Genomic DNA, 12142 nt, shown 5'->3' on the forward strand with positions numbered 1-12142 from the left:
ATGTTAAAAGGAACGAACTTCTTTAAGTCCATCCAATGGAAACTCGTCGTTATCTATGCCTTATTGATTTTAGTGGCGATGCAGGTCATTGGCGTCTATTTCGTTCGTTCCCTTGAAAAGCAGTACATTACGAACTTCTCGAAGTCGGTCGAAGACCGGGCAGGTCTTGTCGCCTATAACGTCGGGAAGGAATTCGATAAAACAGGCGATGATGACGCCTCCAAGCGGCAGTTGTCCCAATCACTAGGGCAACTGCTGTCTGAGTTTAGTAATGGCTCCACCTCAAGGAACGACATCCTCGAAGTCCAGATCATTGACCAGGACTCGATCATCCAAGCGACATCGGATAACGAGAACCAATCAGCGGTCGGACAACGAGCGACGAATTCACTGATTAAAAAAGCGCAGGCAACGAGCTCGACCCGGACGGACACCGTGCTTGATCCGGAATCAGAGGATAAGATTCGGATCTTTGCTGTACCGGTCACCTCGGAACGAGATGGTGTGACGACCGGGATGATTTACGTCCGTGCTTCGATGGAGTCGATCTATTCGCAGATGCAACAGGTCACGCGGATTCTTGCGACCGGAACGGTCATCGCTCTCGTCATCACGTCGATTCTCGGTGTCTTGCTGTCACGGACGATCACGCGTCCGATTTCCGATATGCGGCGTCAAGCAATCGAAATGCGACGCGGGAACTTCTCGCGGAAGGTTAAGGTCTATTCGGACGATGAGATCGGGCAACTTGCTCGTTCCTTCAACGAATTAACAGATGAACTACTCGAAGCGAACGCGACGACGGAAGCCGAACGACGAAAGTTGACGAGCGTCCTCGAGAACATGACGGACGGCGTCATCGCGACGGACCGGACGCTGCGCGTCATTTTAATGAACGATCAAGCGAAGGATATCGTCGGTGCAGATGATGCGAGCGTCGTCGGAACGAACTTGAAGGACTTACTGGCACTTGGTGACGATTTCATGATCCCGGAAGACGGCACGATGCCACCGCGTCTACTTGATTTCAGTAGTGAAGATGAACTGTTCCTCGTTCGGGCATTCTTCTCGCCCGTCAAGAAACACAGTGGTCCGATTACCGGTATGATCGTCGTCTTACATGACGTCACGGAACAGGAGCAAGTCGAACAAGATCGTCGCGAATTCGTCGCGAACGTCAGTCACGAGCTCCGGACACCGCTGACGACGATGCGCAGCTACCTCGAAGCCTTAGCAGAAGGAGCGTATCAAGACGAGGAACTCGCACCACGTTTCCTTGAGACGACACAAAATGAGACGGAACGGATGATTCGCCTCGTCACCGATCTCTTACAACTGTCGAAGATGGACAGTAAGGAATACAAGATGAACAAGGTCCGCTTCGATTACATTCAGTTCTTGAATGAGATTCTCGATCGCCATGACATGACGAAACCGGAACGGATTCGTTTCCGTCGTAAGATCATGAAGCGGAAAGTCTACATCCGTGGCGATCAGGATAAACTGATCCAAGTCGCAGACAACATTCTGACGAACGCGATCAAGTACTCACCGGAAGGCGGCACGATCACCGTTCGGACGATGCTCCGAGCAAAACGGATCGTCATCAGCATCAAGGATGAGGGTGTCGGGATTCCGAAAGCGAATCTCCAAAAAATCTTTGAACGCTTCTATCGTGTTGATAAAGCCCGTGCCCGTAAAATCGGCGGAACCGGTCTTGGTCTGTCGATTGCGAAAGACGTCGTTTCGGCACATGGTGGCGACATCTGGGCAGAAAGTGAATGGGGACGCGGCACGACGATTTACTTCACGCTTCCGTATGAGGTGATCGAAGAGGTGGATGCCGGATGAAGAAACAACACTGGAGTTCGCTGTTACTCGTTCTGCTCGTTGCCGGTTCGATCGCTCAGACAGCGATGCTCTGGACCTATCATCCAAGCAGTGAATCGATCGAGCGGGAACAGGTCTCGTTCAACGAGATTGATGCCTCGAAGACGATTGAAAGCAACCAACTGATTAATCCAGAACTACTCGTCTATACGGATCAGGAAGGGATCTATCAGACGCAAATCATCGGTCGGACCTTCCTCAACCGAATCGGTGCGTCGTTTAACATCGGTGTCCTTGTCCTGACCGATAAAGCAAATAATATTCCAGTCGGTGACCGAAGCGTCGAGATGATTTTTCCGACGCCAATCAGTGCGACGATTCTTGAAGAGTTACTCGGAGAAAAACAAATCGCCTTTTCGGAACCGATCAAACGGCTCTATTTACTCGATTATGATGGACCAATCCTCCGTCTCGAGTCGGCGACCGGTCGCCTGAAAGACTTCAAGCTCGTCGGCGATGAGACGGTTCTGAAGCGACTGTTCGCGCATGATAAGAAAAAACCGATGACACGCGTCGAGTTCAAAGGTGGCGATTATACGTATGTCGCGAGCGGTACGACACGTCTGGAGCAAGTCTTCGTCTACGACGAGGTCGGGCAATCGCCCAAACCACTCGACCGCATCCGCAGTGCCTTTTTTGCGGAGAATTCGAACGTCCAGCAAATCAAGAGTCGGGACGATCTCGATGTTTTGACGGACGGCGTCAGTGTTTCGACGTATGACCGAAACTACAATGTGTACCGCTTCAATACGTTATCGCCGAACACCCAAAGCTCGACCGTCGATTACAGCACCCTCGTTAGCTATGTCAATATTCATGGGGGCTGGCTTGATCAAGATACGCAACGCAGTGGCTTCCGCTATTACTTCGATCAGATGAGTAAGAAGGATGATGAACAGACAGCAACGTTCCGGTTGTACTTGAACCGCTATCCGGTGTTCGGAGAGAGCGGTCCGCTACTCGAACAGACGAAGTTCGATCTTGCGACACTTAAGATCATGTATGAGGAAAATCAAGTCCGGTCACTCAGTCGTAGCATGCTTCGGGCGAAGCGGAAGCTCATCCTTCGGGAAGAGACGGTACCGGCTGTTGAAACGGTCCTCGAACGTCTCAAGCGCGCCGATCTCCTGACAGAGATCAGTGGAATCCGGATCGGATATGAGATGACGTATAAGATTTCAACGAGTCGCTACGCCGTTTTTGAGCCAACATGGTTCATTAAGATTGATGGTGTCTGGCAATCGATCAATCAAGCTGTCGGGAATGAGGGGTGAGGATGAATGGACTGGAGTAAAGCGAAGACCTTATTGATGCTGACCTTTTTGATCCTGAACGTCTACCTCGCCATTCAATTGATGGACCGGATGGTCGAGCCGCGGATCGTCGCAACGAGCGCGACCGGTAAATCAATCTTGAAGGATCGCCAAATCGATGAGAAGAAACTGCAGCCGGTCACGCGTGACATCGGTTATTTAACAGCCGAAGTCGACGCGCGGACGCTGGCACCACTTGCGAGTTCACCGATTCGTGACGCGGTCGCCTCCGTCAAAAATGATGTCGAGTGGTCGGTTCGTCTAACGAAACCGTATCAACTCGAAGCGAAGACGATGCGGGATTCCGCCTCATCATTCGTGCAAGCATCAGTCCGGTACGGCGCCGAATATACATTTTGGAAGTATGATAGTAAGTATCAGGAGATGACATTCGTTCAGACGTATAAAGGACAACCGCTCTATTCGACACCACAACAATCGCGTGAAGATGACGCGATGATTGGACCGTCCTTACTTGTCTTGCAGCTGAATGATGCGAAGGAAATCGTCAGCTACAAACAACGCCACTTGAACAAGGTCGTCCGTCAAGCACAGGACGTGACGTTATTATCGGCAAGTGAAGCCATCGTCCAGTTGTCGGAACAAGGCTTGTTCCCGGCATCGAAGCGGTTAACGAGTCACAAGCTCGGGTATTTCTGTCTCGTCACGGAAGGAACGGAATCAGTCCAAATCCTACCGCCGACGTGGCAAATCGAACTCGATAATGAAGAAGTCTACTTCGTCAATGCGATTGACGGCGGTGTCCAGACCGTCGAACGATTGGATACAGTCTCAAAGAAATGAGGAATGCACGATGAGCCTACACTACAGCGTCATGGCCAGTGGCTCGACGGGGAACGCCCTCTATATCGAAAGTGAACAGACCCGTTTGCTCGTCGACGCGGGACTGACCGGCAAGGCGATGCTCGCCTTGTTCGACCAGATCGATCGGTCACCGCATGGCATCGATGGTCTGTTCGTCACCCATGAGCACTCCGACCATATCAAAGGCGTCGGCATCATGGCACGCAAGTACAATATTCCGCTCTATGCCAATGAAAAGACGTGGGCGGCGATGGAAGCGAAGATCGGCAAAATCGATCCGGCGCTTAAGTTCCTCTGGGAAGTCGGAGAGATCAAGCAGTTCGGTGACATCGAAGTTGAATCGTTCAACGTCAGTCACGATGCGGCGGACCCGATGTTCTTCCAGTTCGCCCATGAAGGAAAACGATTGGCACACATTACGGATACCGGGTACGTCTCGGACCGGATGAAAGGTGTCATTCGCGGCGCCGATGCCTATATTTTTGAAGCGAACCATGATATCGGCATGCTTCAGATGGGACATTATCCGTGGAGCGTCAAACGGCGGATCCTCGGCGATTACGGACACGTCTCGAACGAGGACGCGGCGATCGCGATGAGCGAGGTCCTTGATGACCGGACGAAACGGATCCACATGGCCCACTTGAGCAAGGATAATAACATGAAGGAACTCGCCCGGATGAGCGTCTCCCAGACGCTCGCAAGCCGTGACGTCGATCTGAGTAAGATTCAGCTCCTCGACACGGACCCGGTCATTCCAACGCCACTCCTGAAGCTTTGATTATGGGAAATTACTGAATATGCTCAAAAGACCCCCACATTTGGCTCACTTGCCACGTGATGGGGGTATACTTGTGTAAAGAGAGTCATAAAGGAGGCGTATGTCGATGGATCGACCGGAAGAACCACGGAACGAATCCGAACAGCATGAATCATCATCCGATGAGAGCGGCTTCCCGCCCCGTCAGCCGGCAACGAGCGAACCGGTCAGCCCTTATCGTGAACCATATGAAGAACAACCAGAACCACCGCGTCGTCGCGGTGCCGGAAAAGCCTTTTTCGTTGGTCTAATCGGCGGAATCGTCGGAGCCTTGTTGATTGCGCTCGTCGCGTGGCCGTTCGTCCGTGATGAGATGACGAGTCCGACTCCCGTTTCGTCGACGACAGCGGAACAGACTGCGACACAGACGACAGAAGATGAAGCCGACATCGTCGGTGCTGTCGGTAAGACGAAGGAAGCCGTCGTGAGCGTAACGAACCTTCAGAGCTCGTTTCAAGGAACGGATCAGGAAACGGGTGCGGGGTCCGGCGTCATCTATAAAAAAGACGGGAATAAAGCCTACGTCGTTACGAACTACCACGTCGTTGAAGGCGCAAGCCGCTTGTCTGTCACGTTATCCGACGGAACAGCACTCGAGGCAAAAGTCCTCGGGGAAGATCCGACGTATGATTTAGCGGTCCTGTCGATCGATTCATCGAAAGTGACACAAGTCGTAAAACTTGGGGATTCGGATACATTACGTGCCGGCGAAACGGTGCTTGCGATCGGAAATCCACTCGGAATCTTTGCAAACTCAGTCACACGAGGTGTCATCAGTGCGCAGGAACGGACGGTTCCAGTCGATACGAACAAGGATGGACAGCAAGACTTCAATACGGAAGTCATCCAAACCGATGCAGCAATCAACCCAGGTAACTCGGGTGGAGCGCTCATCAACACAGCTGGTCAATTGATTGGAATCAACTCGATGAAGATTGCGGAAGCGAGCGTCGAAGGAGTCGGATTTGCGATTCCAATCAACGAAGCGTTACCGATCATGCGTGATCTCGAGCAAAACGGTGAAGTTGTTCGTCCACAGCTTGGAATTCAGATTCGCGACGTGCAGGAATTCCCAAGCGGATACCGCGAAGATCGGTTGAAATTGCCGAATGATGTCACGAAAGGAATCGTCGTCGTCGGTCTGACGCGTAATAGCGGAGCCGAAAAAGCGGGAATGAAAGCGAACGATGTCATCGTTGAAATCAATGGTAAAGAAATCGCGTCCTTCGCTGATCTGAAAAGTGTCCTCTACCGGGATGCAAAAGTCGGTGAAACGGTCAAAGTCACGTTTTACCGGGGCGGCGAAAAACAGACAGCAGATGTGAAGTTGTCGGCTCAGTCACAAACTGTTCAGTAAGGTATAACCTGAAAAACCATCCACAGGTCCGACCTGTGGATGGTTTTTTTGAGTGAAGAAACCTACGGCTTTTCCGGTCAGGAAGGTTGATATTTGTTATACTGGAAGCGGATAAATGTGGATAAGTGAAAGGAGGAGATTACCTGTGGATAAGTACGTTTGTTTAGAACATGTTGAGCTTGCACTTGACGAAATCGTGGATGAAACAGAACAATACCCGATTCTCGATCAGCTAAATCCAGAAAAAAACATCACCTGTGAATACTGCGAGGCAACGGCAACATATCTTGTGTCAAGCAAAAAATAAATATCAACATGTGGATTTGTGGATAACTCTGTGGATAACTCCTGAATTTTCTGTCAGAAAGCGAGAAAAAAGATGCAAATTACCATTATTACGGTCGGAAAGTTAAAAGAGAAGTATTTGAAGCAAGGCATCGCCGAATATACGAAGCGTCTCGGCGCGTACTGTTCGATCCAAGAAATCGAGGTCGCGGACGAAAAGGCACCGGAGCAGTTGAGTGAAGCGGAGATGGCACAAGTAAAGAAAAAAGAGGGCGAACGGATTTTAGCAAAGATCGGACCGGACGTTCATGTCCTTGCACTTGCTATCGAAGGAAAACAACGGACGAGTGAACAGTTCGCAAAAGAACTCGATCAACTCGCGACGTACGGCAAGAGCAAAATTGCTTTCGTCATCGGCGGCTCGCTTGGTCTCGCACCAGAAGTGATGCAGCGTGCGAATGATACGATCTCGTTTTCAAAGATGACATTCCCGCATCAATTGATGAAGATGATCCTCTGTGAACAGATTTATCGGGCGTATCGGATTAATCGGAATGAACCGTATCATAAATAATTTTATTTGGGGTTAATAAGAAAATTGTAGAAATAAAAGGTGAGGTGAACTAATGAGAAATGATTATCTACTTATAAAAAATAATTACAAAGAGAGTAATAGTAAAATTAAGTTTAGAGACGGAAAAATTGAATTTAAGTTGAATAGTTCTAAATTCAATGGATTTACAATAAAAGAAATTTTAATTTTTGTTAACATGCTTGAGAAAAAGTATAAATTTCTTACTAAAAAGCATCCTGTTCATTTTAATCTAGGTGAGATAGTTGTTGAGGATAAATTAACTTATATTATATTTGAATGTATATGTAACTATTTAATTGAGACAAAAAAATATAATGTAATAGTTTCGTTTGATTGTCGTGAAAAAATTTATACAGAGGGAATACTCTTATCACCATTGAATATTCTTAGAGTAAGACATAAAGATAATGATAAAGAGTTTATGAAAATGTTCAAAAAAAAGATATTAAAAACGCATTATAGAAGAGTAGTGGGTGTAACAGATTCAGAATTAGAAAATTTAATGCTTCCTTCTAAAATAATGACAGAAGTTGATAGTTTTCTAAAATATTTTAACCTTGGAAAAAGACAAAGAGACGCAATTGCAGAAGTTATTGCAGAATTAGTGGGTAATGTTTTAGAACATGCTCAAACTGAATGCTTAATCGATTTAGATATTGCTGAAGGTTATAAAAAAGGAAGTGGGGATGAGAGCTATTATGGAATAAATATCACAATTATTAATTTTTCTGATCGCCTTTTAGGAGATTCAATTTCTGAAAAGATAACTACTACAGAAATACTTAATAAAAAACATTTAAAACTTCTTGATGCATATAAAGTTCATCGAAAAAGCTTTAGTAAAAATTATCTAAAAGAAGATTTTTATAATATAGCATCTTTTCAACACAAAATTTCTGGGAGAATGTCGAATGAAAGTACTGGTGGTACTGGATTGACAAAGTTAATTAATCGATTAGAAAAGTACTCAGATGCATATTTTTGTTATGTAATTACTGGCGATAGGGCAATCTTTTTTTTACACGAATACCTTTCTTATAATGAAGAAGAATGGATAGGATTTAATGAAGAAAATGATTTTTTAAATAATATTCCGAATGAAGACATACTAGGTACAAGTAAAATTAATATGCCTGGTACAGCATATAACTTAAATTTTATTTTGAAATCTGAGGAGATTTTGTATGAAAAATAATTTTGAATTAGAAATTGATAATACAGTAACAAAATTAGCAGGTAATCCATTGGGAAAAAAAATATATCAATCACAAGTATTAAAAGAAATTGATTATGAAAAGGAAATTATGATTGTTTTTCCTGACAGAATTGATACAATCGCTTCTTCATTTATTCAAGGTTTTTTTGAAGACATGGTAAGCAAAATAGGTGTTAATGGGATAGTTAGTCAAGTAACTATAAAATCTTCAATACCGGATATTAAAGATTTAATCGTAAAAAATCTTATATGAACTAATGAAGTTAGGAGTGCTTTTTTTGGATAAGATTTCAATAACTGTAGCAATAATTTCAGCTGCTATTTCTATGTATGTAGGAATAATTCAACATATAAGGGAAAAAAAAATAAACCAAACAAATTTAGAATCTATTTATTTTAACGACATATACAAAGAGTTTCTAATAAAAAAAATACCTGAAGCACGTAAATACATTCATGTAAAAAATGATGGAAGTGTGATTGGAATCGAGAAAATGATTGAAGAACTAAATACTATTAGACAAGATTCATTATACTATCATTACAATGATTCAAAATTTTTCGAAAAACTAAAGTCAGATTTACAAGATTTAGAAGATTATTTAATAAATAAATCTAACAAGAAACTTTCTTCGGAAGAACATTCTGAATTTTATGAAAATGTAAAAATAAAATTAATGAAAATCTATAAAACAATAAATAATAAATTTTTAGGTACAAAATAATACTATATGTAATTAATAATGAATAACTCAATTTTTAATACGAATTTTGATTGGAGTGTTAGTTTTGATTGCAGGTTTATTGTGTAGACATTATAAAATTTATCAAGGATTAAATTTTATTCCTTTGTGTAACGATCATCAAAGTCCATTGTCTATTTTCATTGGTAATAATGCTGTGGGTAAAAGTTCTGTATTGGAAAGTATTAACACTTTTTTTAATAATTCACATTGGAATAGAACTAAAAATACTAAATCAGCTGAAGCTTTTATTGCTCCAATATTTCTTTTAAAAAAAAGCGATTTCAACTTAAATGATGGAGGAGTTTTGGATTCATTAAACGCATTAAGTAATTATTTTTGGAATATAGATAAAACTTCAAACATTTCTTCCTTCGGTAGTGAAGCTATTCAAAACTTTTTAAAGTTTCGAGATGAATTAAAACAAAGATATAATCCTGAAGAATACTTATTCTTTTTAATAGGAATGAAATTCGAAAGTAGATTACAAATTTATTATAGTAGTTTCGATAATGATCTAGAAACCAAAATGAGAGGTAAAGGTGTTGAATTTCGAGATAATAAATTATTATCAGCTATTAAAAACTATTTTTCTTATATATATATTCCTTCAGAAGCCTTAACTAGTGAAGTTACTAAACTAGAGAATAGAGAGATGCAGGAATTGATGAGTACAGATATATTGGAGGGTATAGATAAAATATTACTCCAAAAAAATGTAACAGATGGTGATGGTAAAGGTCTTAAAATTAATTTAATAACTTATTTAAATAATAATTTAGACGATTATATGAATAAAATAAACGATACGATTAAGGATATCGATAATAGTTACGCATATAAATCTGAAAGAAACTTTAAACGAAAATTAACTTCACTTGATGTCCGAAGTAGAATTTTAGAAGCTTATTTTTCGATTAGAACTTTGAAAAAAGATAAAAAAGAAATTTTTGAACTTAGTTCAGGCGAGCAAAGAATTGCTTTAATTGATATAGCCACAGCATTTTTAGAGAATGAAAACAATGATAGACATAAAAAAATAATTTTAGCTATTGATGAGCCTGAAAATTCATTACATCTAACCAAAGCATTTGGACAGTTTGAAAGATTGAAGAATTTAGTAGGTAAAGCTCAATTACTAATTACGACTCACTGGTACGGTTCACTACCAGTAACCGATGTAGGGAATGTTCACTATGTTGAGCTTAAATCAGAAAATAAAGTTCAAATCAAAACTTATGATTTAAATAACTATTTTGAAAAAAGAGGTTCTTTGCCAGAGGACATCCAAATGAAAAGCTACTTTGATTTAACTTCCTCAATTCTAAGCTCGATTCGATCAGAAAAAACGAACTGGATTATTTGTGAGGGTAGTGATGATAAACTGTATTTATCACATTATTTAAAAGACGTAGATAATTTGAAAATTTTAAGTGTAGGTGGTTGTGGAAATGTAATTAAAATTTATAAATATCTTTTTACTCCATTTATGGAGAAAGAAGAAAAGAAAAGTATCGAAAGCAAAGTTCTCTGCTTAATTGATACAGATGAAATAGTTCACGACTTACAAATTAAAAGTGATGCAAAGGAGAAGCTAAAAATAGTTAGAATTCAACCAGATAAAGATGAAAATATAAATCTTCAGTCAGTTTCTAAATCTGGTTATCATAATCCAACAGAAATGGAAGATTGTTTGAATCCAAGAAAGTACTATGAGTCTATAAAAGAAGAAATACTTAAAACAAATAATATTGATTTAATCAATATATATAATAAATTCAAATTTAATACAGATGCTAAATCGTCTAGAGTTAAAAGTGAAAAATTTTCAATATTGGAACCTAAAGAATTAGTTAAATTTGAAGAGAAAAAAAATATATATGATTACTTAGATGATCATCATAATAAATTTTTAATTGCAAAAAACTATAGTCAGAGAAGTAGAGGAGATTTACCTGGATTGTTTAAACTGATTCAAGAATTTTTTATTTGAATCCATAGTGTATACCGCAAGCATATAATCTTTTTTTTTGTATGTAATTATTTTGTAGTAAATCTAATATAAAATGCCTAAATCCGAGTGTATTTACTATCGGATTTAGGCATTTTATATTATGCACGTGTTAGTATAATTCTCAAAATTTCGTGTATGACGTCATGATCCCGGACGTCATGGACACGATAATTACCAGGTAACGTATAGACGTCTATCGCTCCGACGTAAGCAATCTTCAGTTCCAATGTTCCGTCCTCCTGACAGGTCGTCCGGAGTTCGAGTTCACCGCTGATGACACCGACTTCTTGCGTCATGACACCATGTGTGGCGGTAAAGGTAGAGGTTTTCGTTTCCATCGAATCGACTCCTTTTTAGTATGTACATGTGTTCAACATCGTTTGTAGAGCTGTTTTTTCACTCGACTGTAAGCTGAGGTTCCAACGACTCTTCGTATTAATCCACATCTTCGAGTAAGCGCAGCTCGCACCTGTCCGTGTCGGCTTCCATGTCGACGGATCCTGATCTCCTTTTGAACGGTTTGAGCTTGCAGAGACAGCGATCAATTGCGGACCTGTTAAATCGTTTGCGAATGCTTGACGTGTCGTCGTCGTCCAACTGCTTGCGCCTGAGCGCCATGCTTCAGCAAGCGGTACGACGTGATCGATGTCGAGGTCAGATGGATTCGTAAATGTCAGTCCGTCATAGTAACTATACCAAGAACCGGATGTAACGGGGCACGTTCCGACATATGAATCAGCATCACGTTTTAAGACGACTTGTCGTGTATCGCAGCCGCCTCCTTGACTGCTCCAGTGCGGGAACAAGTCACGCGAATAACCAGTCATGCTGCCTTCTGTTTTAACAATTAAGGCATCGAGTTGAGACTGAGCCGTCGCTTTCGACGAGATGCCCGAAGGTAGTGCGGAAACGGATGTCGTATCAAATTGGAAAGCGGTCAGGCAGACGAGTGCAGTGATGACGATGGACTTGATGGCTTTGAACACGTGTCATTCCTCCTATGTATGAGACGAGATGATGTGAAGACACCCTTCACATTTTTTAGTATGGCATCACTTATTTAGGAAAAAATAAATATCGTGTA

Annotated in this window: 13 protein-coding genes; 11 read left to right on the forward strand and 2 right to left on the reverse strand. The window is 42.2% G+C overall.

Going from position 1 to position 12142, the window contains the following annotated elements; translation table 11 throughout:
- The 11 genes from walK (at window position 1) to ADM98_RS01765 (ending at window position 11037) form a co-directional block, all read left to right on the forward strand.
- Window positions 1-1851, forward strand: coding sequence for a cell wall metabolism sensor histidine kinase WalK (gene walK, locus ADM98_RS01720; protein ID WP_029343019.1), 1851 nt, complete (start codon window positions 1-3; stop codon window positions 1849-1851).
- The gene (gene yycH, locus ADM98_RS01725) at window positions 1848-3164 is read left to right on the forward strand and encodes a two-component system activity regulator YycH (RefSeq protein ID WP_053451974.1); all 1317 of its coding nucleotides are present in this window, start codon (window positions 1848-1850) and stop codon (window positions 3162-3164) included. Before walK ends, yycH begins: the two co-directional genes overlap by 4 nt.
- Before the next feature lie 6 nt (window positions 3165-3170).
- Window positions 3171-4007 carry a two-component system regulatory protein YycI gene (locus ADM98_RS01730; protein ID WP_053451975.1) on the forward strand — a complete coding sequence of 279 codons (837 nt, stop codon included), beginning with the start codon at window positions 3171-3173 and terminating at the stop codon, window positions 4005-4007.
- Window positions 4008-4017: 10 nt separating this feature from the next.
- The gene (locus tag ADM98_RS01735; RefSeq protein ID WP_053451976.1) at window positions 4018-4809 is read left to right on the forward strand and encodes an MBL fold metallo-hydrolase; all 792 of its coding nucleotides are present in this window, start codon (window positions 4018-4020) and stop codon (window positions 4807-4809) included.
- A gap of 106 nt (window positions 4810-4915) precedes the next feature.
- Window positions 4916-6205, forward strand: a complete 1290-nt coding sequence (locus ADM98_RS01740; RefSeq protein ID WP_053451977.1) for a S1C family serine protease — start codon at window positions 4916-4918, stop codon at window positions 6203-6205.
- 145 nt (window positions 6206-6350) lie between these two features.
- The gene (locus ADM98_RS17090; RefSeq protein ID WP_082318468.1) at window positions 6351-6512 is read left to right on the forward strand and encodes a CxxH/CxxC protein; all 162 of its coding nucleotides are present in this window, start codon (window positions 6351-6353) and stop codon (window positions 6510-6512) included.
- A 72-nt stretch (window positions 6513-6584) separates the two neighbouring features.
- Entirely contained in the window at window positions 6585-7064 is a 480-nt protein-coding gene (rlmH, locus tag ADM98_RS01745; RefSeq protein WP_023469837.1) for a 23S rRNA (pseudouridine(1915)-N(3))-methyltransferase RlmH, read from the forward strand.
- Between the two features lie 52 nt (window positions 7065-7116).
- The gene (locus ADM98_RS01750; protein WP_053451978.1) at window positions 7117-8280 is read left to right on the forward strand and encodes a hypothetical protein; all 1164 of its coding nucleotides are present in this window, start codon (window positions 7117-7119) and stop codon (window positions 8278-8280) included.
- The gene (locus ADM98_RS01755; protein WP_053451979.1) at window positions 8270-8554 is read left to right on the forward strand and encodes a hypothetical protein; all 285 of its coding nucleotides are present in this window, start codon (window positions 8270-8272) and stop codon (window positions 8552-8554) included. Before ADM98_RS01750 ends, ADM98_RS01755 begins: the two co-directional genes overlap by 11 nt.
- A gap of 25 nt (window positions 8555-8579) precedes the next feature.
- Complete coding sequence (locus ADM98_RS01760; RefSeq protein WP_053451980.1) at window positions 8580-9026, forward strand: hypothetical protein; 447 nt, start codon at window positions 8580-8582, stop codon at window positions 9024-9026.
- Between the two features lie 64 nt (window positions 9027-9090).
- Window positions 9091-11037 (forward strand): AAA family ATPase, encoded by a 1947-nt coding sequence (locus tag ADM98_RS01765; RefSeq protein WP_053451981.1) that lies wholly within the window; start codon window positions 9091-9093, stop codon window positions 11035-11037.
- Between the two features lie 119 nt (window positions 11038-11156).
- Here ADM98_RS01765 and ADM98_RS01770 read toward each other — a convergent pair whose 3' ends face one another.
- Entirely contained in the window at window positions 11157-11396 is a 240-nt protein-coding gene (locus tag ADM98_RS01770) for a hypothetical protein (protein WP_053451982.1), read from the reverse strand.
- 15 nt (window positions 11397-11411) lie between these two features.
- Window positions 11412-12032 carry an HNH endonuclease family protein gene (locus ADM98_RS01775; RefSeq protein ID WP_442855411.1) on the reverse strand — a complete coding sequence of 207 codons (621 nt, stop codon included), beginning with the start codon at window positions 12030-12032 and terminating at the stop codon, window positions 11412-11414.
- Between the last annotated feature and the right edge of the window lie 110 nt (window positions 12033-12142).

The sequence above is a fragment of the Exiguobacterium sp. BMC-KP genome (assembly GCF_001275385.1).
Lineage (GTDB): Bacteria > Bacillota > Bacilli > Exiguobacteriales > Exiguobacteriaceae > Exiguobacterium_A.

Coding starts and splice junctions, on each gene's coding strand:
- walK (WP_029343019.1), top strand. CDS start 1: ATGTTAAAAGGAACGAACTTCTTTAAGTCCATCCAATGGAAACTCGTC.
- yycH (WP_053451974.1), top strand. CDS start 1,848: ATGAAGAAACAACACTGGAGTTCGCTGTTACTCGTTCTGCTCGTTGCC.
- ADM98_RS01730 (WP_053451975.1), top strand. CDS start 3,171: ATGGACTGGAGTAAAGCGAAGACCTTATTGATGCTGACCTTTTTGATC.
- ADM98_RS01735 (WP_053451976.1), top strand. CDS start 4,018: ATGAGCCTACACTACAGCGTCATGGCCAGTGGCTCGACGGGGAACGCC.
- ADM98_RS01740 (WP_053451977.1), top strand. CDS start 4,916: ATGGATCGACCGGAAGAACCACGGAACGAATCCGAACAGCATGAATCA.
- rlmH (WP_023469837.1), top strand. CDS start 6,585: ATGCAAATTACCATTATTACGGTCGGAAAGTTAAAAGAGAAGTATTTG.
- ADM98_RS01750 (WP_053451978.1), top strand. CDS start 7,117: ATGAGAAATGATTATCTACTTATAAAAAATAATTACAAAGAGAGTAAT.
- ADM98_RS01755 (WP_053451979.1), top strand. CDS start 8,270: ATGAAAAATAATTTTGAATTAGAAATTGATAATACAGTAACAAAATTA.
- ADM98_RS01770 (WP_053451982.1), bottom strand. CDS start 11,396: ATGGAAACGAAAACCTCTACCTTTACCGCCACACATGGTGTCATGACG.